Consider the following 22,152-nt stretch of genomic DNA (forward strand, 5'->3'; position numbering starts at 1 on the left):
TATCTAACAACTGTATACCTATATTAGGTTTAAAATAATTGCTGGATAAATACCCAAAATAAGCGTAATCGCTACTGATACCAATAGAACTACCTTATACTGACCTGGTGTAGAAAGTTCTATTTCTGCCCCTTCTTTAAACCATATGGCTATAATAACCTTAAAGTAATAGTAAAAACCTACCAGCGCGTTTAGGATGGCAAAGGCTACCAATAACATTTGATATTCGCCCATTACATTCAGGAACATCAAATACTTCCCGATAAAGCCAGCAGTTAAAGGAATACCTGCTAAAGATAACATCGCCACCGTGAGCGAAAGTGCCACTAAAGGATTTTTCCTGCCCAAACCGTTGAAGCTCTCAAAACTATCACTGCCGGTTTTTTGCTTTACCAGAATCAACACCGCAAATGCAATGATGGAAGCGAAAGTATAGGCCGCCGCATAAACTAAAACATTGTTTTCTGAATTTGCACTTAATACAATAAGAGAAAACAACAGGTAACCTGCATGAGAGATACTGGAATACGCTAACATCCGCTTAAAGTTCTTCTGAAACAGTGCCGTAATGTTACCAATAAATAAGGTTAAACAAACAATTACAATTAAAGGTGCCACCCAGAAATCATGAAGGGGAGCAAAAGCATCTGAAAACAACCTTAAGAAAGCAGCGAAACCAGCTGTTTTAACCACGGTACTCATAAAGGTGGTAATCAATGTAGGAGACCCTTCATATACATCAGGTGTCCAGAAATGGAACGGTGCAGCGCCAACTTTAAAGCATAAACCAATCATCATCAGGATAACGCCAGGATAAAAAATTGGCGATATCGCTTTACTGTTGTCAACCAGGTAAGCCTGAATTTTATCTAAATCAAATGAACCGGTGGCACCGTAAATTAAGGTAATACCGAACAGTAAAAAGCCTGTTGAAAATGCACCCATTAAAAAATACTTTAATGATGCTTCGTTCGATGCAAAGTCCCTTTTTCGGATCCCGGCCAGAATGTATAAACTTACCGACATGATTTCAAGTCCCACAAAAAGCATCGCCATATTTTTATACGATACCATCATAATCATCCCGGCAAGGGCGAAAAGAATTAAAGTATAGTATTCGGCTATGTTATCACTTTTAGCATGAAAATAGTTCTGTGTCAACAGGAAAATCAAAAGTGTACCAATGATACAAACGCCAGAGAATGCTAACGCAAAGTTATCTGTCTGCATCATGCCGAAGTGAATGGCATGACCATTCCAGGCGCCGATAGTAAATCCCAATGCGGTAAGCAAGCCAACAACAGTAAGCGGCAGTAATGCTTTCTTGGCTTTAAACAATCCTGCATAAAGAACAATAAAAGCGGTTATACTAATGGTTATGATAATATTCATTGCTTATTTTACTGATGTTAATTTTTGATGTACCTGTTCTAATAAATGTTGTACAGATGCCTCTGTTAAATGCAATAATGGTTTTGGATAAACACCCAAAATAATAATCAAGGCACAAATAATGTAAAGGACTAATTTTTCAGTTCCTTTAATATCTGTGAAGGTAATGGTTAATTCGTTGGTTTTGCCAAGCATTATATTTTGATACATGCGCAACATGTAAACTGCGCCGAAAATGATGGTTAGCCCTGCAATTGCAGCAGCCCATATACCGTAATTGTAAACCCCCATTAATAGCAGGAATTCACCAATAAAACCATTCGTTCCGGGTAAAGCTACTGTACCCAAAACAATAATTAAAAATGTGATAGCCAATTGTGGAGCCAACTTAGCAATACCGCCAAGTTCTTCAATCTTATTCGTTTTTAACCTGGAGAAAATAATATCCAAAACGAAGAACAGACCAACCACGTTAATACCATGACTTAACATTTGAACCATTGCACCTTGCATCCCTTGTTGGTTCAATGCAAAAATGCCGGCAGAAATTAACCCAACGTGCGCAATAGATGAATAAGCAACGAGTCGCTTAGCGTCTTTCTGAGTAAAGGCAATGAGTGAAGCGTAAACAATTCCGATAATGGACAGTACCATAGCCAGACAAGACCAATCCTGAACGCCCGTTGGCACAATCGGCAACAACCATCTGATTACACCGTAAATACCCATTTTCAACATGATACCGGATAACAGCATCGTTCCTTGAGTTGGAGCTGCCGTATAGGTATCTGGCTGCCAGGTATGGAAAGGGAAAATCGGCATCTTGATCGCGAATGCAATAAAGAAAGCCCAGAAAATCCAGCCTTGTTGTGCACTATCTAAGTTTAAAGCATAAAAAGCCTGAATATCGAAGTTGTGGGCTGGGTTTTGTAAGTATAAATAAATAATACCCATCAACATAAACAATGAACCTGCAATCGTATAAACGAAGAATTTCATGTTAATGCGTATCCTATCTTTTCCGCCCCAGAATGCGCAAATAAAGTAAATCGGAATCAATGCAGCTTCCCATCCTATATAAAATAAGAAAGCATCCATTGCGGTAAAAACCAATAATAAACCAGCCTGCATGAATAAAATCAAGGCATAAAAAGCAGCCGGATTTTTATAATCGTATTTGTAGCTCGATAAAATGATAATCGGAATAAGCAAATTCGTAAGTAATACCACTAACATGCTAATGCCATCGATACCTGCATGGAAACGAATGCCAAGATCCGCAATCCATGGTAAGTTTGCTTCGAACTGTGTACTTGCGTCTGGAATAAAGTTACAGGCAATGAACAAGGCCAGGCCCAGAGATGCAACCGAAATTACGGTCGAAACTATTTTAGCCGACTTACCTGCAAGGGCCGTAATAATTGCACCTGCAAGCGGAAGAAATATAAGTAGTAAAAGTTGTTCCATTATTTATTTTTGAACCCTTTTTAGATGTAATAAAATGTATAAGCAAGCAATGCGATGATACCAGCTACCATCATAAATATATAGAAACCTACGTTCCCACTTTGTAATAAACGAACACCTTTACTTGCCTCGTTTGTACTCCATCCCAATCCGTTCACCATACCGTCGATGAATTTTGTATCAATGATTCTGTAGAAAAATCTTGAAAATGCATCTAAAGGTTTTGTAATGATGAAATCGTAAATCTCATCCAGATAGAATTTATGATATGATAATTTAGCCAAAGCTGAACGTGGTGCCTCATCAGCAACAGGAACGCGAGCACCTTTTACATATCTGGTATAAGCATAAAGCAATGCGAAAATGGCAGCTACAACGGAAACACCCATTAATGTAAATTCAGTTGAATGACTTAAATCCAACTCATGTTGTGCAACACCTGCACCTGATAACCAATGTGCCAGCCACTCGTTGCCACCGAAAACATGAGGAATGTTAATTGCTCCTCCAATTGCAGCCAAAATGGCTAAAATAATTAATGGAATAGTCATTGCTTTTGGCGACTCATGCACATGACTTTCTTCATGATGTGTTCCTCTGTATTTTCCGGAGAAAGTAAGAAACATCATTCTGAACATATAGAACGCAGTTAAAAATGCAGTTAATACACCAATACCCCAAAGTACCGGGCTATATTGAAAAGCATGTGCTAAAATTTCATCTTTAGAAAAGAAACCAGAGAACGGAGGTAAACCAGCGATGGCAATGGTGCCGATCATCATGGTTAAGAAAGTTACCGGAAGTTTCTTCCTTAATCCGCCCATTTGTCGCATATCCTGCTCATGATGCATGGCGTGAATAACTGAACCAGCCCCAAGGAATAATAATGCTTTAAAGAATGCGTGGGTTAACACGTGGAAAAATGAGCCTGTGTAAGCGCCAACACCTAAGCCCAAAAACATATATCCCAATTGGGATACGGTTGAATAAGCCAATACTTTTTTGATGTCTGTTTGTGTTAAAGCAATAATTGCAGCTACTAAAGCGGTTGCCGCACCAATAATGGCAATAATATGTTGGGTAAATGGTGCCAGATCAAACAATACGCTTGAACGGGCAATCATATAAATTCCCGCGGTTACCATTGTCGCTGCATGTATTAATGCAGAAACAGGCGTTGGTCCGGCCATCGCATCAGGCAACCAGGTAAACAAAGGCAACTGCGCCGATTTACCACAGGCACCAATAAATAATAAGATAGTAATTAAAACCAGTGTGTTATTTCCTGGCAACATGTTCGCTGCTTGAGGAAAGATTTTAGAAAATTCAACACTTCCGAAGAAGTTGAACATTAAGAATACGCCTAGTAAAAAGCCTAAATCACCGATTCGGTTCATGACAAATGCCTTTTTAGCTGCCGATGCATAAGCGGTGTTGGTATACCAGAAACCGATTAACAGATATGAGCACAAACCTACGCCCTCCCATCCGATAAACATCACGATATAATTTGAACCCAATACTAATAACAGCATGAAGAATACAAACAGGTTCAGGTAAGCGAAGAATTTACCAAATCCGGCATCATCGTGCATGTAGCTGGTCGAATATAAATGGATTAAGAAACCAATTCCTGTAATAATCAACAGCATAATTGAACTCAACGGGTCAACCAGGAATGATAGTGGAATGTGCAATGTTCCTGCGCTTATCCAATCGAATAAAAATACTTCGTGAGATTTTTGTGTATCGCCTTGTAAACTAAAGAAAATAACTAAGCTGATCATGAATGAGGCAAATATTACGCCACTTCCAATGATTCCAACAAGTCCTTTAGATAGAGTGTTTCTGCCCAGTCCGTTAATTACAAACCCTAAAAAAGGAAGTAAGGGAACTAACCAAATCAATTGTTCTATTGTCATTCTTAATATATATTTACCACTTAAGGCGATTTAAAACATTAATATCTATTGATTTTGTATTTCTGTAAACCATTACGATAATCGCCAAACCCACTGCAACTTCTGCAGCCGCAAGCGCCATAATGAAGAACACAAAAACCTGTCCGGAAGGATCATTACTGTGAACCGAAAAGGCAGTCAAAAGCAGGTTTACTGCATTTAACATGAGTTCAACCGACATGAAAATTACGATTGCATTTCTACGGGTTAATACGCCGATTACACCAATTGTGAAAATGATGGCGCATAAATAGATGTAGTGATTAAGCGGAACGCCTGCCATTTGTGTAGTTAAATTTTCCATTATGCTTCTACCTCATCTCTTTTAGATAATAAAACGGCCCCAACCATTGCGGCTAATAGCAACAGAGATGATAATTCGAATGGTAACAGGAATGGGCCAAAAAGTTCCTTACCTAAATTTTCAACCAAGCCTAATCCCTGGTTTTTTAAGATCAGCGGACTGTTAATGCTTGCAGCCTTAAATGAACCTACCAGGGTAACAATTAAGCAACAGCCTGCAATTACCCCCACAATCTTAATTAATGGTGATTTTACCGGTTCAGTTTCTTTATTGAGGTTGAGAAGCATCAGTACAAATAGAAATAATACCATGATGGCTCCCATGTAAACAATGAAATTTACAACCGCTAAAAATTGTGCATTCAACAGTACATAATGTACCGTAAATGTGAAAAAGGTGAGGATTAAGTATAGAACGCTATGAATTGGATTTTTAGCAAAAATCACCATCAGCGAAAAGATGATACTTAATGTGGCTACGAAATAGAATACTTGTGTACTCATTAATTTGTTATTTGTTTATTAGTTTCTTCGTCATCATTGCGAGGTACGAAGCAATCTTTTTATTTTCGTCTTCCTGAATTTATTTCAGGATCTTAATGTTTAGTCCTTAAACAAGTTCAGGACAACATTTATTATTTTTTCATCTCCAACGGCGCCTCAACCAGTTTATCTTTACCGTAAATAAAATCTTTACGTAAATAATCAGCAGGTACGATTGGCCCGTCTAAGTAAATGGCTTCTTTAGGGCAGGCTTCTTCACATAATCCACAGAAAATGCAACGCAACATGTTAATTTCATAAGTAGCTGCATATTTTTCCTCACGATATAAATGCTTTTCCTCATTTTTGCGTTCTGCAGCGATCATGGTAATTGCTTCAGCGGGGCAGGATAATGCGCATAAACCACAAGCTGTACAACGCTCTTTTCCGTTTTCATCGCGTTTAAGTGAGTGCATTCCCCTAAAGTTTGCAGAAAATTCGCGTTCAACTTCCGGATATCTTACTGTAGCCTCTTTTTTGAACAAGTGGCTGATGGTAATGCCCATTCCTTTTGCAATTGCCGGAAGGTACATTCTTTCCATAAAGCTCAGCGGCTTTTGTTCCAGTACTTTTTTCTTGTTACTTAATGATTCCATAATTAAAACTTCTCTATAATCGCAATCACAACTCCGGTTATTATAATGTTGGCAATGGCCAAAGGTATTAAACCTTTCCAACCTAAATTCATCAACTGATCATAACGGAAACGAGGGATTGTCCAGCGTACCCACATGAAGAAAAAGATGAAAAAAACTATTTTCAGAAAGAAAACACCCACACCAAAAAGTGGTGCCCATGTTGGCCCAAGCAAAGTAGCCATATAATCCATGCCTGGATAGTTATACCCGCCAAAGTATAAAGTGGCCATTACTGCTGATGAAACAAACATGTTGATGTATTCTGCAAACAGGTAAAAACCTAATTTCATGGATGAATATTCCGTGTGGTAACCGCCTATTAATTCCGTTTCACATTCAGGCAAGTCGAAAGGCGCACGGTTGGTTTCTGCAAAAGAACAAACCATGAATATCAGAAATCCCAATGGTTGATATAATACATTCCAATGCCAGCCATGTTGTTGCTCAACAATGGTTTTTAAACTTAAAGTATTGGTCATCAAAAGCAATGCGATGATAGATAAACCCATTGCAATTTCATAGCTGATGTTTTGTGATGCTGCACGAATGGCACTCAATAATGAATACTTATTATTCGATGCCCAACCGCCAATCATTACCCCATAAACGCCTAAAGAAACCACGCCAAAGATGTATAAAACGCCAACGTTGATGTCAGCTACCTGTAATGGAACAACTTTACCGCCAATTTCCATCGGGCTGCCCCAGGGAATAACCGCCGTACCGATACAGGCACAAAGCAAAGCCAAACCCGGGCCCACAATAAATAACCACTTATTTGATGAAGCGGGGATGATTTCCTCTTTCATAAACATTTTTACACCATCGGCTAAAGGTTGCAGTATTCCAAACGGACCAGCTCTATCCGGACCTAAACGGTCTTGCAGATAAGCTGCAACCTTACGCTCCGCATAAGTGGAATACATGGCTACAACCAAACTGATACCGAAAATAACCGCTACCAGAATAAATTTCTCTATGATAAAACCTGTATCCATTAGTATTTTACTGTTTTATGTAATTCAATTTCATTTGCCGCCTGTAGTGCCGCATTTGGCTTAATTACCGGAAGTGGCCTTAGTGTTTCGTAATGATTAGATGCAATTACTGAAGTATCATCAATATGTGTTGGATGCTCAATAGTCCAGTCGGAAGTTGCTTTCTTATCAAAACGACAAGTATTACAAATAAATTCTTCAACCTCTCCAAACTGATCTTTACGGGCCGTAACACGTAAAACATCTTCTCCTTTGTACCAAAGTGTCACTTTACCGTTGCATTTTTCATGGTCACAATTGCGGTGTGCATCAACCGGTTTGGTAAACCAAACCCGGTTTTTGAAACGGAAAGTTCTATCGGTTAGTGCTCCAACCGGGCAAACATCAATCACATTTCCGGAGAAATCATTATCTACGGCCTGCTGTATATACGTTGAAATTTCAGAATGATCGCCGCGGTTTAAGATTCCATGAACACGCTTGTTGGTAATCTGATCGGCAGTAAAAACGCAACGGTAACACAGAATACAGCGATTCATGTGCAACTGAATCTGATCACCAATATCGATACGATCAAAAGTACGGCGCTCAAACTCATAACGTGTTTTTTGCAATCCATGCTCGTAACCTAAGTTTTGCAAATCACACTCCCCTGCCTGATCGCAAACCGGACAATCTAACGGGTGGTTAATTAATAAAATCTCGACTACACCAGCGCGTGCTTCCAAAACCTCTGGAGAAGTAATGTTTAACACTTCCATTCCATCCATTACGGTTGTACGGCAAGATGCCACTAGCTTTGGCATTGGACGCGGATCTTTTTCCGAACCTTTTGTTACCTTAACAATACAGGTACGGCATTTACCACCACTTCCTTCTAACTTAGAATAGTAGCACATGGCCGGAGGTACGATATCACCACCTATTTGCCTTGCAGCATTCAGGATAGTGGTTCCGTTATCAACCTCTACTGCTATTCCATCTATCGTAACCTTAACTTTTTCACTCATGGTTAATGATAATCTTTATTTTTAAGCACTATGCCAATATTATTAGGCGTTTAGCAATCTTTATAATTTATTTTTCTCTTTCGAGATTTTGTAACCAATTTCTTTTCTTGGTTTTTCTTTCTGTTCGAGTAGTTCATCAAAATACCTGAAGATGACTTCAATGTTTTTATCCTGATGATCTACCTTCTTTTTTATCTTTTCTACTTCTAATCTGATTTCTGTATTGCTCAAAACCATTGTTCGGAGCTGTACAAATACATCAATAATTTTAATACTTACCGCTATCGCCTGATTACTTTTTAAAACATTTGATAATTGCAAAATACCATGTTCGCTAAATGCGAACGGTAGATATTTTGAGTATTTCCCTTGTTCTAAGGTCGCAAATTGCGACCTTAGAACATCATTTTCTTCTTTCGTCAATTCAAACATAAAGTGTTCCGGAAAACGCACTATGTTTCTTCGAACCTGCTCTTTTAACCGTTTAGTATCAACACCAAAGAGCTCTGCCAAATCAGAATCTAACATCACCTTTACTCCTCTAAAAAGATATATTTTATTAATTATTACTTCGTTGGGGATGATTACTGGTGATATTTCTTCTTTCATCTACATATTTTTATCGTATTAAGTTAAATCCTAAGGTTACAAATTGCGACCTTAGGATTTTATTTCTCTTCTGTTACCGGCGCTTTTTCAATCGGTGTTGCATAATTAGCAATACCGTAGTTTTGGCTCTGGCTTTTAACGGGTTCTTTAATGTGCCACTCAAATTCATCTCTGAAATGACGAATTGCACTTGCTACAGGCCAAGCTGCTGCATCTCCTAATGGACAAATGGTATTACCTTCAATCTTCCGTTGGATATCCCAAAGCAAATCCACATCATCCATCGATCCATGACCATGTTCAATTTTGTGTAACACTTTTTCCATCCATCCGGTACCTTCACGGCATGGCGAACATTGTCCGCAACTTTCGTGATGATAAAAACGGGAGAAATTCCAGGTATTACGAACAATACACTGGTCTTCATCAAAAGCAATAAAACCACCTGAACCCATCATGGTTCCGGTAGCAAATCCGCCTTCTGATAAAGATTCGTAACTCATTAAGCGAGGTTCTCCGTTAGCTAACTTTAAAGTTAAATTAGCCGGTAAAACAGGAACAGATGACCCACCTGCAACTGTTGCTTTTAAGCGTTTACCATTCGCAATACCTCCACAATATTCATCAGAATAGATAAATTCTTCAACTGGTAAGCCTAATTCAATTTCATAAACACCAGGTTTTACTAAGTTTCCTGATGCTGATATTAATTTTGTACCTGTACTTCTACCAATACCTATTTTTGCGTATTCATCGCCACCATCATTGATAATTGGTACCACTGCAGCAATCGATTCTACGTTATTGACTACCGTTGGGCAGCCATATAAACCAGCAATCGCAGGGAATGGTGGCTTAATCCTCGGATTACCCCTTTTACCCTCAAGTGATTCTAACAAAGCGGTTTCTTCTCCACAAATGTAAGCACCACCACCGGGCTGAACATATAATTCTAAATCGTAACCTGTTCCTAAAATGTTTTTACCTAACCATCCGGCAGCTTTTGCCTCAGCAATTGCCTTTTCCAAAATACGGATTTGAGGCATCATTTCTCCACGAACGTAGATGTATGAAACCTTCGCACCCAGGGCAAAACTGGAAACAATCATTCCTTCGATTAAAGCATGAGGAATGTAAGTCATCAGGTAACGGTCTTTAAAAGTTCCCGGCTCAGACTCATCAGCATTGCATACTAAATAGCGCGCAACTCCTTCTGGTTTAGCCAAAAAACTCCATTTCATTCCCGTTGGGAAACCCGCACCACCACGACCGCGCAAACCTGATTTCTTAACTTCTTCAACAATCTCTTCAGGTGTTAAAGTTCTAAGGGCTTTCTCCACGGCACGGTACCCGCCTTTTTGGCGATAGACCTCAAGTGTATTGATGCCTGGTACGTTTATATGCTCAAGTAACAGTTTTCGAGACATTTTTATTAGTCTATAGTCCGTAGTCTTAAGTCTTAAGTCTCGAATCCAAAATGACTCACGACTTAAGACTTAAGACTTAAGACTTATTTTTCAAATCTTCAATCAATTGATCTACACTTTCTGTAGTTAAGTTTTCGTAGAAAGTATATTCCGGGCTAATTTGCAAAACCGGACCAAATCCACAGGCAGCTAAACATTCAACTCCTCTAAAGCTAAATAAACCATCTGCTGTGACTTCACCTTCTTTAACACCCAGCTTTGCTTCGAGGTGATCTAATATTTTTTCTGCACCAACCAGGCAACAAGGCCCTGTACGGCAAACCTCCAAAGCATATTTACCTTGGGGTTTTAAAAAATACATCGTATAAAATGTAGCCACTTCATATACTTCAATGGGCTGAATATTTAAGTATTCGGCAACCTTATCCATCGCCGGAGTACTTACCCAAAGGTATTCTGCCTGTACCAAATGTAATAATGGCAGCAATGCTGATTTTTCTTTCCCTTCAGGATAGCGACTTTTAACATCATCAAATTTGGCTAACAATTCTGATGAAAATTGTACAGGTGTTTGTTCTTCTACTTTAAGCATCTAATTCTCCTGCAATGATATTCATACTACTCATGTTGATAATGGCATCAGACAATAACATGCCTTCACTCATTGGTGCAAACATCTGGTAATTTACAAAACTTGGTCTGCGGAAGTGCAAGCGATATGGTGTACGCCCTCCATCATTAATCAGATAGAAACCTAACTCGCCGTTTCCGCCTTCCACGGCATGGTAAACTTCTGCCTTTGGTGCATCAATCTCTCCCATCACAATTTTAAAGTGATAGATCAATGCTTCCATATTATTATACACTTCTTGTTTCGGAGGAAGATAAAAATCAGGAACATCGGCATGAAAAATACCTTTAGGTTCTGTTTTTAACTTCACCAGTGCTTGTTCGATGATGCGAACACTCTGCCACATTTCTTCATTACGCACCAGATATCTATCATAGATATCACCACTTGTACCTACCGGGACTTCAAAATCGAAATCCTGATAGGAAGAGTAAGGATCACTTACCCGAACATCATAATCTACACCTGTCGCACGCAAAAGCGGACCTGTCCAGCTATATTCCAGGGCAGTTTCTTTCGTAACTTCAGCAACCCCTGCTGTTCTGTCGATAAAAATACGGTTACGGGTTAAAAGATTTTCAAACTCTTTTAAAGCTACCGGAAACTCTTTTAAAAATTTATTGATTTTGGCAAAGGCAATTTCATTGAAATCTCTTTCAAAACCACCAATACGACCAATGTTAGTTGTTAAACGAGCCCCGCAAACCTCTTCAAAAATCTCGTAAATGTGTTCGCGAAACTGGAACAGATAAAGGAAAGTTGTCGTTGCACCGGTATCCTGACCGATAATCGTATTACAGATAATGTGATCAGCGATACGGGAAAGCTCCATGATGATTACGCGAAGATAATCAACACGTTTTGGCATCTGGATGTTCAGTAATTTTTCAACTGTCATATGCCAGCCCATGTTATTAATAGGCGATGAACAATAGTTTAACCGATCAGTAAGTGGCGTGATTTGATAAAAAGGGCGATGTTCAGCAATCTTTTCGAAAGCACGGTGAATATACCCAATTGTAGAAACGCCGCTTACAATCCGCTCGCCATCTAATTGCAAAACGTTTTGAAAAACACCGTGGGTTGCAGGGTGTGTTGGACCTAAGTTCAAGGTTACCAGCTCACTTTGCGGATCGTTATCTGTATATACCGGATGGTTATGATTCATATAAATTACCTTCCAAAAAATTCATCTTTTTTATCAACTCTGTTAGGGTCTTCCAATGGATATTGTTTCAACATCGGATGTACACCTAAATCATCCATATTTAAAATACGGCGTAAATCTGGGTGGCCTTCAAATTTAACCCCAAACAAATCATACGTTTCACGCTCCATCCAGTTAGCACCTTTCCAAACAGTTGTTGCCGTAGGAATGGTTGGATTTTGCTCAGAGATAAAAACCTTAATTCTGATCCTTACTCGCTCTACCATATTATTCAGATGGTAAACCACCGCAATACCATGATCTTTACCCGGATAATGAACCGCAGTAATATCAGTAAGAAAATTGAACTTTAATTCTTCTTTGAGATAAGAAAGCACATTAATGATCACATCTTTGTAGGTTACGATAGTTAAAAAACCATAAGGCTCAGAAACGGCAGTAACTTTTTCACCAAACTTTTCAGTCAGCTTAACGTGGATGTCGTTATTTAGCGTAGTTTCTTCCATTATTTAATGCCGTATTGACCTAAAAGATCTTTATAATAATCTGAGTTTCTTCTTCTGCCTGATTCGTTTCTTACCAAATCCTGAATACGTTGGAAGCCATCTAAAATAGCTTCAGGCCTTGGTGGGCAACCCGGTACGTAAACATCAACAGGAATAACTTCATCAATACCCTGTAAAACGGAATAAGTATCAAAAATTCCCCCACTACTGGCACAAGCACCAACAGCCATTACCCAGCGTGGCTCAGCCATCTGGATATAAACCTGCTTTAATACCGGAGCCATTTTTTTTGCAATAGTTCCCATCACCATTAAAACATCTGCCTGACGTGGAGAAAAGCTTAAGCGCTCTGCGCCAAAACGACCAAGATCATAGTGAGATCCCATAGTTGCCATAAATTCAATACCACAACAGGAAGTGGCAAAAGGCAGTGGCCATAATGAATTGGAGCGCGCCAAACCAATTACTTTATCTAAAGAAGTGGCAAAATAACCAGGCCCTTCGGTTCCTGGAGGCGCATCTACTATATTAATTTCACTCATGTTTATAAACAAAAAATGCTCATCCCTTTGCAGAATGAGCAACAAATTTACAATATTTAAAAGGCAATTAAACAAGCTTAACCTGATTTAGAACCTTTCTAAATAAATAAAGAAGATATAAGTTAGTGTAGTTGTTAACTTTTAGTTTTCAGTTAAAATTAGCTAACCAAGAATGGCCAACCGAACTAGTTCCAGTCTAAAACTTTTTTCTTTATTACATAAATAAATCCTAAAAGTAATGTCCCCATGAAGATGAACATTTCAATCATCCCATCCATTCTAAGTGCTCTGAAATTCACAGCCCATGGATACATGAAAATTACTTCAATATCAAATAATACAAAAAGAATAGCCACTACAAAATATTTGATAGAGAAAGGCTGACGGGCATTACCTACGCTCTTAACGCCGGCCTCAAATACCTCAAGCTTATCACTTGTTTTACGTTTTGGACCTAAAAAGTGTGTAGCCACCAAAGTGGTAACCACGAAACCCAAAGCAACTACGACTTGAAATATAATGGGTAAAAAATCTATTGAGGTACTTTGTGCTTGCATAATATATATTTTCTGATGCAAAAGTAAAAGAAAAAGGCAGAGTAACCAAACGCTGCCTTTTCTAAATTATTTAACTTGAAATTATTTACCTTTTCCTTTTGCTGCAGGAGCAGATAACTCTTTCAGCTTTGCAGCAGCAAATGTTCCTGTTGGATATACAGCAACGCTCTTATCAAAGTATTCTTTCGCTTTTGCTTTATCAGTATTGAAATAATATCCTCCAAGGTTATCATATGCTTCTGATAATTTTTTAGCATTCGGTGTAACCAATTCTGGTTTTTCAGTTACCTTTTTGATAAACATTTCAAAATGAGGCACCATTAATCCTTTTGGTGCTTTTTCATCATCCAATAAACTATTAACTCTTGCACGATATAAATATGCATCAGTAGTTTCCGGAGCAAGCTGAGCTACTTTAGCAATAGATGAATCCGCCTTCACTAATAAATCTTTTGAAGGGTTTTTCTTTGCTGAATATTGAGTAGCATAATCAAAGTAATAAGCTAAGCCATCATAAAAATAACTGTATAATACACCTTTTCCATTAGGATTAGCAGCAATTACTTTATCATATATTTGAGCAGCCTTTGTATATTTCTTTGCGTCAAAGAAGGTTTTAGCCACCTCTGCTAATGCTTCAACGTTGGTTGAATCTTTTTCTACAGCTTTAGTAATATTAATTAATGCCAAACTATCCTGTCCAGATTTCAACTGTGCTTTACCTAAGTACAAATAATCGAAGCCCAAGATTTTATTTGGATCTTTTTCTTTTGCAAAGAACTCATTCATACTGGTTAAAGCTGCAGGATAATTTTTATTCTCGTAAGCAGCCCATCCTTTTAACCTAGAAACAACAGCACTTTTTGGATCATTTGCCGGAGCCTGGATTGTTGATGCTACCTGCTCTAATGTTGCGTAATCCTTTGCATAAAACAAGAATTGTGCATAACGTAACTGAGACTCTAAAGATTTATCTGTTAAATCCATATATTTTTTATAGTTCTCAATTCCTTTTTTAGCTTTTTCCTGATCTGTACCAAAACTACTCCATTGTAGATAAAGCTCACCTAATTCACGATAAGCCGGTCCATAGTTCGGATCAGCAGCGATTACATCCTGTAATTCTTTTTCACCTTCAGGAAACGCTCTTGATTCTTTATACATTTTACCAATCTGCGTTTTAGCCCTGCGATTGTTAGGATCTACATCACCAACACGCATGTAAGGACCTAATGCCTCAGAATTTTTCTTTTGCAACGCATAAGCATCACCTAAAGCCAAGAAAACCTCTGCATCCTTATCTTTCGAATCTAATTCATCAGCCTTAGTAATATTCGCTAAAGCATTGGTAAAATCTGGTTTAGACACATCATCACTGGGTTTATCCTGCGCTAAATAAGCTTTACCGATTTCCAGATAGGTTTTATAATTTTTTTTGTCCATTTCGATTGCTTTATCGAAATTGGTTTTAGCAGAAGTTGGGTTATTAGATAACATATCTGCTTCACCTAAACCAATCAGGTTTAAGTTATTCTTGGCATCTGCTGTTACGCCTTTAGTAAAAACAGCACGGGCTGAATCAATATAACCTGTTTTTAAATAAACCAAACCCAGATTATAATAATTATCGCCATTTGAAGCTTGTGAGCTTACCAATGATTTTAGCATTGATGTTGCTTTCTGATATTGTTCAGCGTCAATGGCTTTTTTCGCATCATTTAAATTTTGAGCAAAAACTGCAGAACCCATCAACACCAAACCTACATTTAAGGTTATTGCTTTCTTTAAAATTTTCATCGGATATTCTGTTTTTTTAATAAAAATGAAGTGTCTGTTGAGATAACTTCGTGGTTCAATTTATAATTTGTTATTTATTTTCCTTTTGTCAGGTTAATCTCTCTAGGCATTAACTTATGTGGACCAAGTCCAGATTTAAGTACAATTAATTGTCCTCGCTGACTTCTTAACCATGTTGCAAATCCTGTGCCTAAACCATCTCTACCCTCACAATCTATAATATTTACGTTTCTTAGAAAAGGATAGATTCCATTTATAAGATTATCCTGTGTTGGTTTATAAAATTGATCATCTCCTGGCTTACCTTTCAAATTTTTTACACCAAGTGTTTTAATCTTCGACAGGTATTCAGCATACTTTGTATTTCTATCTGAAACCCAATCAACCCCTAAAATACCTATAAAATTTTTATCTTCAGCAATAAATTTAATTACTTCTGCACTTGAGTTTTTTGAATAAACACCCTGAGCTGGAAACTGACTGATGTTAGCCAGTTGCTTAAAGTATTGAAAGGTACTTGAATAGGTGTTATCAAAAACCAGTTTTTTTGCTGAAGTCTTCCCCTGTAAAATATCAATAACCTCTTTAACGGTAATAGTACTATCGATATTGTCTCTATTGGTAATTAATGCAATGCCATCAACGGCAAACCGGGTAGCATTTATCCTGATGCCCCTTTGAGTATAGTATTTTTCCTCTGCTTTAGTCAGTAACCTGGGCATTACAATTACCCTTACGCTGTCATTCAGAAAAGCGGGAATAATCTTTTCTTCAGGTTTAACTGTAATCTGAAATTTGGCATCCGGGTAATCCAGACTAAAAATATCAATCTGCTCCTGAACGATAGGACTTACACTTTCATCAACCAGAATTTTCAATATTCCGCTTGTTCTTGTTTCTTTAACCTGAGTGGTCTTTTCCTTTCTTTTACAAGAAATGAATCCCAAGATCATAAATATTAAAAGTATGTTTCTCATTTCAGGATTTTAGTCTCTTCTGCCAAGGCTCAATAGCCTTACAAAAGCATAAAAAATTAAAAATACACCTATGGCAATACGCCCCCATGCCGGAATAAAATTAAACCTTATTGCAAGTGGTGCCCAAAAGATGAAGGCAAGCCCCATCACTAAATATAAAGCAAAGGTGAGTAGGCCTAAAATGAGCAAAAACCGCTGTTTAGGCGATTTTTGCTTAAAAATATCAAAATTTAACATTTACTTTTAGTTCAATGTAAAGTTAACGTTGATGTTATACTTTACCCTTACCGGCTTACCATTCTGGATACCTGGGTTCCAGCGTGGACTCGCTTTTAACACACGGATGGCTTCTTCATCAGTTCCGCTACCCAAACCACGGGTAACCTGAATATCTGTCAATTTACCATCTTTTTCAACAACGAAAGATAAAAATACTTTACCCTGTACGTTATTTTCCTGTGCCATTGGTGGGTATTTAATCGCTCCTCCTAAATATTTGTAGAACTTAGCGATACCTCCAGGATATTCTGGCTGCTTCTCGATACTAACGAAGTCATAAACCTTGTTATCATCAACCGCAACTGCAGCTTCTCTTTTCGGACCTTCACCAACTGGTTCAGCGATTACAATATCAGCGGTTGGATCACCTTTAATATCTCTCTGCCCCGGATCTGCCTCTTTTAATTTTTCTACTGTTGGTGGTTCCTCATCACGCACCTGCTCATCAGGCTTAACGATTGGAGGCGGCATTTTAACCTGATCCACTTTTGGTGGCGGTGGCTCTACCGGTGGTGGGGGTGGTGTTTTTGGATCAACTGGTGGCGGTGGCGCAATAACTACTTCCTGTGCTTTTTCTACCTGCTCAGTATCATTCATCGAACCTTTAATAAGGCCATAAATTTTTGGAGCGAAGAAAAGTGCAAGGAATACTATTGAACCAATAATTAATGCCCGTGTGGTATTGGCCCCATTGGTTTTACGCAATTGGTAGGCTCCGTAGCTTTTATTCTTTTCAGCAAAAACTACTTCAATCCACTCCTTTCTTAATATATCTAATTTTGACATGATTACGGATTTAACAATTATAAAATACCCTTCTCCTTCATGAATGCTTTTTCATTATCAAGAATATTGTCATCATCAATCTGACGAACTTTAACCTTTAATATTTCCAATTCATCCATGATATCAACGAAGTTTTTGAAATTTGATCCGCTGGTTGGTTTAACCAATACCACGAAATCACCTTTCACTCCAGATGCATCTGCAACTTTTCTGTTATCGATAATCGCTTTTTCAACCTGTGATAAACTTTCTATAGTTGGAGCTGATGCACCAGCTTCTCCCATATACCAGGCTACCTTATCGCTTTTACCCAATAAAATAGTCATGGTTTTAGAAGCTTTCAGTTCCAATTTATTGTCCTTGTTGTTATCATCCTTATCAGGCTTTACAATATCCATCGCCTGAGGCGTAGAGATTGATGTAGTTAAGATAAAGAATGTAACCAAAAGGAACATCAAATCTACCATCGGCGTCATATCGACTCTTGGCGTGGCTTTCTTCCCGCCTGTGTTTAATTCTGCCATTTCTTATTTTCTTCTAGCTTCTGCGTTGGTTACCAATAAAAACTTGTTAACTTTTTGCTTCTGCAATACATCCACGATCTTTTTAATTACAGGATATTCTTCTTTTGAATCTCCTTTGATACTTACACGCATTGGTTGCTGATTAACTTCAGCGGTTGCTTTACGCGCAAGTAAAACCCAGTTATTCAACTGGTTATCAGTAGAATCTGTAGGAATACCTGTTTGAACACCTGGCTTCATCCGATCGCCACCTGGCATATTTATAAACTTTTTAAGGTCTGCAACCGGTACTCCAAAGGTTCCGATAACCGAAAACCTGTTTACTTCATCAGGTGTAAACTTGATTTTGTACTGCTCTCCAATTAACTCTAAGGTTCTAGCCCTTACTTTTTGGCCAGCCACTTCAAAGAATACCTTACCTTGACCAATGGTTAATGTTGCATTGTTCTCAGCTGGCACCTTAAATTCATATGTTGATGAAGGCGTAGATACCGCTAATGGTTCTGGTTGCTTTGCCGTAGCAGTTAATATGAAGAACGTAAGTAACAGCGCAGCTACATCGCACATGGCAGTCATATCTGTTACCGTACTGGTTCTTTTAACTTTAATTCTAGGCATAATATTTTAACTTTTTAATAATGATGATCTTTTTGCCGGTTTTCCATAAAGCCGGTAAAAATTATTTCAAAATATTATTTATGCGAACTAGCGTAAGTTTGAACGATGCTAAATCCAGCTTCGTCAATTGCATAAGTTAACTTGTCAATTTTTGATGTTAATACGTTATACATGATGATCGCTAAAGTAGATACACCGATACCAGTCATCGTGTTAATTAACGCCTCAGAGATACCTACCGCTAATGCTGATTGATCTGGAGCACCAGAGTTTGCCAAACCGGCGAAAGCACGGATCATACCTGTTACTGTACCTAATAAACCGATTAATGTACCAATTGAAACCAAGGTAGCAATAATGGTTAAGTTTTGCTCTAACATAGGCATTTCTAAAGCTGTAGCTTCTTCAACTTCTTTTTGGATGGCAACGATTGATTGCTCAACATCTAAATTAGTATCAGCTTCAACTTCGCTATATTTTTTTAATCCTGATTTAATTACATTAGCAACAGAACCTTGTTGTTTGTCACACTCAGCTTTAGCAGCTTCGATGTTACCAGCGTTTAATAAACCTTTTACTTTAATGATGAAGGTATCTAAGCTTGATTTTCCGCTTGCTTTACCAATTACGATTAAACGCTCGATAGAGAAAACGATAGTAGTTAATAATAAACCGATTAAGATTGCCACGATCGGACCACCTTTGTAAGCTGTACCTGGATAGTTGTTTGGTAATGGTAAGTTCTCGTTATTATTGTCAATAAAGTTTGCCGGATCACCCAACACGAATCTCCAGATAATAAAGCCAATTACGATACAAATAGGAATAACCAATGTTGCGAAAACATTTGATGCACTTGAAGAGCTCTCTTTTTTAACAGTTGTTGGTTTTGGTGCGTTTGCCATTTTTTTTAATTTTTAGTTTTAGTTCTTGTTTTTAATTTTTAGCTGTTTTATCTTTTGTACTACACACAACGGATGCGATCTGATTTTGTTGCGAAAAACAAATTTATAAATTGATTTTAAATTACAAATTAATAAATCAATAAACAATTAAATCGTTACCTAACGATATGGTTTATTGCAAACGTACAGGGTGTATAACAAAAAAATTGCCTCAGCCGGAGACAATTCTTTCACAATAAAAACTAAAAAAATCTCTATTTGCAAATTTTTCGTTCAAAAAATGCATTTTAAAGTGCTTTTAGCACAATTTTAACGATTTAGGGTGTACTTTTGACACTTTGGTTTGCTCAAACTGCTTAAAATTCTGGTCAAAGGCATTTGCCAGTTCATACGCTTTAATAAAGTATTCTTCCTGATTACTCCATGTTTTTGAGGGATCCAATATCTCATCAGGCACATTAGGACAATGTAAAGGAATCGTTAATTTAAAAACATGATGCTTTTTATAGTGATGATGATCTAAATCTCCTTTTAAAGCGGCACTGATTATTGATCTGGTATAACTTAATTTTATTCTTTTTCCAATGCCATATGGTCCTCCACTCCATCCTGTATTAACCAACCATACATTGACATTTTCATTTTTCATTTTTTCACCTAAAAGGCCGGCGTATACGGATGGGTGCAATGGCAGAAAGGCTTTGCCAAAACAGGCCGAGAAAGTAAGCTGAGGTTCTATAATACCTGTCTCTGTACCGGCAACTTTGGCCGTGTAGCCATTTAGAAAATGAAACATAGCCTGTTCTACATTTAACTTTGAAATAGGCGGCAACACGCCATAAGCATCGGCTGTTAAGAAAAATATGTTTTTTGGAATAGATGCGACAGAAGGTATTACCGCATGATCTATGAAATCAATCGGATAGGCTACCCTTGTATTTTCGGTTTTATCGGTATTACCATAATCAACATCTTGCGTTCCGGGTTGAAAATTAACGTTTTCCAATAAAGCACCAAATTTGATGGCTTTATAAATCTGCGGTTCTTTTTCTTCAGTGAGATCCACGCATTTGGCATAACAACCTCCCTCAAAATTAAACACCGAGTTTTCATCCCATCCATGTTCGTCATCACCAATCAGCTTTCTTTGTGGATCTGCAGATAAAGTTGTTTTGCCCGTGCCAGACAAACCAAAAAAGATCGCAGTGTCACCTTCCTTACCTACGTTGGCAGAACAATGCATGGGTAAAACATTTTTATAAACAGGCAATATAAAGTTTAATACAGAAAAAATTCCCTTTTTGATTTCACCTGTATATCCGGTTCCACCAATCAGAATCATTTTTTTTGTAAAGTTAATGACCGAAAAATTTTCCTGGCGCGTCCCGTCAGTAAGCGGATTGGCCAGAAAACCCGGCGCCGCAATAACTGACCATTCCGGACAATTGCCTAAGTCGTCATGTTCCGGACGGAGAAAAAGATTATGGGCAAAAAGATTTTGATAAGCGGTTTCTGTAATAACACGGATTGAAATGGCAACATCCGGTTTGGCGCAGGCCGCAGCATCACGTACATAAATTTTCCGATTATGCAGATAGCTGGTCATTTTAGAAAAAAGCTGATCGAAATGCGATGGAGCGATTTTAATATTTACATCTCCCCACCAAATCATGTCTTCAGTAAGATTGTCATATACGATAAACCTGTCTTTGGGAGATCGTCCTGTAAATTTACCCGTATCAACAGCCAAAGCTCCTGAAGACGCCAATGTACCTTCTCTGTTTACCAGGGCTTCATCAATTAGCTCCATTGGCGACAACTGGTACATTACAGTCATGTTTTCACCCAGATTTAAATAGCCTAAATCTGGTGCTTGCAATTTCTTTTTGCTCATAAACAATAAGTTGATTAGTGCAGCAAAGGTAAATAGTTATTGATCACAAAAACCAATATTTTTAACTATTTATTTACATATTGTAGCAAATACACTAATACTTAAAGTATTGGCATACTGAATCTTAAGTCAAAATTTTAGATCGAAAAAAAATTAAAAAAATACACTAAGACTGACTTAAAAACTGAAGTAGAAAGGATCATTTAAGGAAATATTCTAATCGCATTTAAACACCGGATTTTTTAGCCCCCAGCTTTTTTAACTTTATAACCATCTTTCTGAAGAATAGCAATCACTTTATCTCTGACATCTCCCTGAATCATAATTTCACCATCTTTAACGGCACCACCTACGCCACACTTGGTCTTTAACATTTTCCCCAGAACCCCAAGGTCTTCATCTCGCCCGTTAAAGCCTGTAATGAGCGTTACTGCTTTTCCTCCACGATTTTTTTTATCCAGCATTACCCGTAAATCCTGCTGATTATTGGGCAATGTAGTTTGATCATCTGCCTCTTCCTGGTATTCAAAGTCGGGATTGGTAGAAAACATAATTCCTCCAAGATCGCTCAGGCTGTTTTTTTTAGGTTTCATGGGTACAAATGTAAGGCGAAATGATCA

General features: G+C 37.9%; 24 protein-coding genes. All 24 read right to left on the reverse strand.

What is annotated here, in order from left to right; translation table 11 throughout:
• Nucleotides 1-18: 18 nt before the first annotated feature.
• Entirely contained in the window at nt 19-1,392 is a 1,374-nt protein-coding gene (locus tag OQ267_RS01355; RefSeq protein ID WP_265834624.1) for an NADH-quinone oxidoreductase subunit N, read from the reverse strand.
• Between the two features lie 3 nt (nt 1,393-1,395).
• Nucleotides 1,396-2,859 (reverse strand): complex I subunit 4 family protein, encoded by a 1,464-nt coding sequence (locus tag OQ267_RS01360; RefSeq protein ID WP_265834625.1) that lies wholly within the window; start codon nt 2,857-2,859, stop codon nt 1,396-1,398.
• 20 nt (nt 2,860-2,879) lie between these two features.
• A complete protein-coding gene (gene nuoL / locus OQ267_RS01365) occupies nt 2,880-4,781 on the reverse strand; it encodes an NADH-quinone oxidoreductase subunit L (protein ID WP_322974701.1) in 1,902 nt (633 codons plus the stop codon).
• Nucleotides 4,782-4,794: 13 nt separating this feature from the next.
• On the reverse strand, nt 4,795-5,124 hold the full coding sequence (nuoK, locus tag OQ267_RS01370) for an NADH-quinone oxidoreductase subunit NuoK (RefSeq protein WP_010601897.1): 330 nt from the start codon (nt 5,122-5,124) through the stop codon (nt 4,795-4,797).
• The gene (locus OQ267_RS01375; RefSeq protein WP_088299780.1) at nt 5,124-5,627 is read right to left on the reverse strand and encodes an NADH-quinone oxidoreductase subunit J; all 504 of its coding nucleotides are present in this window, start codon (nt 5,625-5,627) and stop codon (nt 5,124-5,126) included. Before OQ267_RS01375 ends, nuoK begins: the two co-directional genes overlap by 1 nt.
• Before the next feature lie 131 nt (nt 5,628-5,758).
• Nucleotides 5,759-6,262, reverse strand: coding sequence for a NuoI/complex I 23 kDa subunit family protein (locus OQ267_RS01380; protein WP_088299781.1), 504 nt, complete (start codon nt 6,260-6,262; stop codon nt 5,759-5,761).
• 2 nt (nt 6,263-6,264) lie between these two features.
• A complete protein-coding gene (gene nuoH, locus OQ267_RS01385; protein ID WP_088299782.1) occupies nt 6,265-7,302 on the reverse strand; it encodes an NADH-quinone oxidoreductase subunit NuoH in 1,038 nt (345 codons plus the stop codon).
• Entirely contained in the window at nt 7,302-8,312 is a 1,011-nt protein-coding gene (locus tag OQ267_RS01390) for a 2Fe-2S iron-sulfur cluster-binding protein (RefSeq protein WP_088299783.1), read from the reverse strand. Before OQ267_RS01390 ends, nuoH begins: the two co-directional genes overlap by 1 nt.
• A gap of 60 nt (nt 8,313-8,372) precedes the next feature.
• On the reverse strand, nt 8,373-8,921 hold the full coding sequence (locus OQ267_RS01395) for an ORF6N domain-containing protein (protein WP_088299784.1): 549 nt from the start codon (nt 8,919-8,921) through the stop codon (nt 8,373-8,375).
• A 59-nt stretch (nt 8,922-8,980) separates the two neighbouring features.
• Nucleotides 8,981-10,348 carry an NADH-quinone oxidoreductase subunit NuoF gene (gene nuoF / locus OQ267_RS01400; RefSeq protein WP_265834626.1) on the reverse strand — a complete coding sequence of 456 codons (1,368 nt, stop codon included), beginning with the start codon at nt 10,346-10,348 and terminating at the stop codon, nt 8,981-8,983.
• A gap of 76 nt (nt 10,349-10,424) precedes the next feature.
• Complete coding sequence (gene nuoE / locus OQ267_RS01405) at nt 10,425-10,940, reverse strand: NADH-quinone oxidoreductase subunit NuoE (protein WP_265819261.1); 516 nt, start codon at nt 10,938-10,940, stop codon at nt 10,425-10,427.
• Nucleotides 10,933-12,147, reverse strand: coding sequence for an NADH-quinone oxidoreductase subunit D (locus OQ267_RS01410; RefSeq protein ID WP_265819262.1), 1,215 nt, complete (start codon nt 12,145-12,147; stop codon nt 10,933-10,935). Before OQ267_RS01410 ends, nuoE begins: the two co-directional genes overlap by 8 nt.
• A gap of 5 nt (nt 12,148-12,152) precedes the next feature.
• Nucleotides 12,153-12,653 carry an NADH-quinone oxidoreductase subunit C gene (locus OQ267_RS01415; protein WP_088299788.1) on the reverse strand — a complete coding sequence of 167 codons (501 nt, stop codon included), beginning with the start codon at nt 12,651-12,653 and terminating at the stop codon, nt 12,153-12,155.
• Complete coding sequence (locus tag OQ267_RS01420) at nt 12,653-13,195, reverse strand: NADH-quinone oxidoreductase subunit B (RefSeq protein ID WP_088299789.1); 543 nt, start codon at nt 13,193-13,195, stop codon at nt 12,653-12,655. The genes OQ267_RS01415 and OQ267_RS01420 overlap by 1 nt, the downstream gene beginning before the upstream one ends.
• 185 nt (nt 13,196-13,380) lie before the next feature.
• Nucleotides 13,381-13,752, reverse strand: a complete 372-nt coding sequence (locus tag OQ267_RS01425) for an NADH-quinone oxidoreductase subunit A (protein WP_088299790.1) — start codon at nt 13,750-13,752, stop codon at nt 13,381-13,383.
• An 81-nt stretch (nt 13,753-13,833) separates the two neighbouring features.
• A complete protein-coding gene (locus tag OQ267_RS01430) occupies nt 13,834-15,549 on the reverse strand; it encodes a tetratricopeptide repeat protein (protein ID WP_088299791.1) in 1,716 nt (571 codons plus the stop codon).
• 74 nt (nt 15,550-15,623) lie between these two features.
• Nucleotides 15,624-16,526 carry a PstS family phosphate ABC transporter substrate-binding protein gene (locus tag OQ267_RS01435; RefSeq protein WP_265819264.1) on the reverse strand — a complete coding sequence of 301 codons (903 nt, stop codon included), beginning with the start codon at nt 16,524-16,526 and terminating at the stop codon, nt 15,624-15,626.
• A 9-nt stretch (nt 16,527-16,535) separates the two neighbouring features.
• Complete coding sequence (locus OQ267_RS01440) at nt 16,536-16,763, reverse strand: hypothetical protein (protein ID WP_088299793.1); 228 nt, start codon at nt 16,761-16,763, stop codon at nt 16,536-16,538.
• Nucleotides 16,764-16,769: 6 nt separating this feature from the next.
• Nucleotides 16,770-17,591: an energy transducer TonB gene (locus tag OQ267_RS01445; protein ID WP_088299794.1), complete on the reverse strand. Its 822-nt coding sequence runs from the start codon at nt 17,589-17,591 to the stop codon at nt 16,770-16,772.
• 17 nt (nt 17,592-17,608) lie between these two features.
• On the reverse strand, nt 17,609-18,115 hold the full coding sequence (locus OQ267_RS01450; protein ID WP_088299795.1) for an ExbD/TolR family protein: 507 nt from the start codon (nt 18,113-18,115) through the stop codon (nt 17,609-17,611).
• A 3-nt stretch (nt 18,116-18,118) separates the two neighbouring features.
• Nucleotides 18,119-18,733: a biopolymer transporter ExbD gene (locus OQ267_RS01455; RefSeq protein WP_088299796.1), complete on the reverse strand. Its 615-nt coding sequence runs from the start codon at nt 18,731-18,733 to the stop codon at nt 18,119-18,121.
• A 74-nt stretch (nt 18,734-18,807) separates the two neighbouring features.
• The gene (locus OQ267_RS01460; protein WP_010601914.1) at nt 18,808-19,638 is read right to left on the reverse strand and encodes a MotA/TolQ/ExbB proton channel family protein; all 831 of its coding nucleotides are present in this window, start codon (nt 19,636-19,638) and stop codon (nt 18,808-18,810) included.
• A 298-nt stretch (nt 19,639-19,936) separates the two neighbouring features.
• Nucleotides 19,937-21,532 (reverse strand): phosphoenolpyruvate carboxykinase (ATP), encoded by a 1,596-nt coding sequence (gene pckA, locus OQ267_RS01465; protein ID WP_265834627.1) that lies wholly within the window; start codon nt 21,530-21,532, stop codon nt 19,937-19,939.
• A gap of 242 nt (nt 21,533-21,774) precedes the next feature.
• Complete coding sequence (locus tag OQ267_RS01470; protein ID WP_088299798.1) at nt 21,775-22,125, reverse strand: translation initiation factor; 351 nt, start codon at nt 22,123-22,125, stop codon at nt 21,775-21,777.
• Nucleotides 22,126-22,152 lie beyond the last annotated feature (27 nt).

The sequence above is a fragment of the Pedobacter sp. MR22-3 genome (genome assembly GCF_026240075.1).
Lineage (GTDB): Bacteria > Bacteroidota > Bacteroidia > Sphingobacteriales > Sphingobacteriaceae > Pedobacter.

Bases quoted from the DNA above. Each gene is read 5' to 3' on its own strand.
- OQ267_RS01380 (WP_088299781.1), bottom strand. From the start codon at position 6,262: ATGGAATCATTAAGTAACAAGAAAAAAGTACTGGAACAAAAGCCGCTG.
- OQ267_RS01425 (WP_088299790.1), bottom strand. From the start codon at position 13,752: ATGCAAGCACAAAGTACCTCAATAGATTTTTTACCCATTATATTTCAA.
- OQ267_RS01415 (WP_088299788.1), bottom strand. From the start codon at position 12,653: ATGGAAGAAACTACGCTAAATAACGACATCCACGTTAAGCTGACTGAA.
- OQ267_RS01470 (WP_088299798.1), bottom strand. From the start codon at position 22,125: ATGAAACCTAAAAAAAACAGCCTGAGCGATCTTGGAGGAATTATGTTT.
- OQ267_RS01455 (WP_088299796.1), bottom strand. From the start codon at position 18,733: ATGCCTAGAATTAAAGTTAAAAGAACCAGTACGGTAACAGATATGACT.
- nuoL (WP_322974701.1), bottom strand. From the start codon at position 4,781: ATGACAATAGAACAATTGATTTGGTTAGTTCCCTTACTTCCTTTTTTA.
- OQ267_RS01440 (WP_088299793.1), bottom strand. From the start codon at position 16,763: ATGTTAAATTTTGATATTTTTAAGCAAAAATCGCCTAAACAGCGGTTT.
- OQ267_RS01430 (WP_088299791.1), bottom strand. From the start codon at position 15,549: ATGAAAATTTTAAAGAAAGCAATAACCTTAAATGTAGGTTTGGTGTTG.
- nuoF (WP_265834626.1), bottom strand. From the start codon at position 10,348: ATGTCTCGAAAACTGTTACTTGAGCATATAAACGTACCAGGCATCAAT.
- OQ267_RS01360 (WP_265834625.1), bottom strand. From the start codon at position 2,859: ATGGAACAACTTTTACTACTTATATTTCTTCCGCTTGCAGGTGCAATT.
- OQ267_RS01375 (WP_088299780.1), bottom strand. From the start codon at position 5,627: ATGAGTACACAAGTATTCTATTTCGTAGCCACATTAAGTATCATCTTT.
- OQ267_RS01420 (WP_088299789.1), bottom strand. From the start codon at position 13,195: ATGAGTGAAATTAATATAGTAGATGCGCCTCCAGGAACCGAAGGGCCT.
- OQ267_RS01410 (WP_265819262.1), bottom strand. From the start codon at position 12,147: ATGAATCATAACCATCCGGTATATACAGATAACGATCCGCAAAGTGAG.
- OQ267_RS01390 (WP_088299783.1), bottom strand. From the start codon at position 8,312: ATGAGTGAAAAAGTTAAGGTTACGATAGATGGAATAGCAGTAGAGGTT.
- OQ267_RS01435 (WP_265819264.1), bottom strand. From the start codon at position 16,526: ATGAGAAACATACTTTTAATATTTATGATCTTGGGATTCATTTCTTGT.
- nuoH (WP_088299782.1), bottom strand. From the start codon at position 7,302: ATGGATACAGGTTTTATCATAGAGAAATTTATTCTGGTAGCGGTTATT.
- OQ267_RS01355 (WP_265834624.1), bottom strand. From the start codon at position 1,392: ATGAATATTATCATAACCATTAGTATAACCGCTTTTATTGTTCTTTAT.
- OQ267_RS01395 (WP_088299784.1), bottom strand. From the start codon at position 8,921: ATGAAAGAAGAAATATCACCAGTAATCATCCCCAACGAAGTAATAATT.
- OQ267_RS01460 (WP_010601914.1), bottom strand. From the start codon at position 19,638: ATGGCAAACGCACCAAAACCAACAACTGTTAAAAAAGAGAGCTCTTCA.
- pckA (WP_265834627.1), bottom strand. From the start codon at position 21,532: ATGAGCAAAAAGAAATTGCAAGCACCAGATTTAGGCTATTTAAATCTG.
- nuoE (WP_265819261.1), bottom strand. From the start codon at position 10,940: ATGCTTAAAGTAGAAGAACAAACACCTGTACAATTTTCATCAGAATTG.
- nuoK (WP_010601897.1), bottom strand. From the start codon at position 5,124: ATGGAAAATTTAACTACACAAATGGCAGGCGTTCCGCTTAATCACTAC.
- OQ267_RS01450 (WP_088299795.1), bottom strand. From the start codon at position 18,115: ATGGCAGAATTAAACACAGGCGGGAAGAAAGCCACGCCAAGAGTCGAT.
- OQ267_RS01445 (WP_088299794.1), bottom strand. From the start codon at position 17,591: ATGTCAAAATTAGATATATTAAGAAAGGAGTGGATTGAAGTAGTTTTT.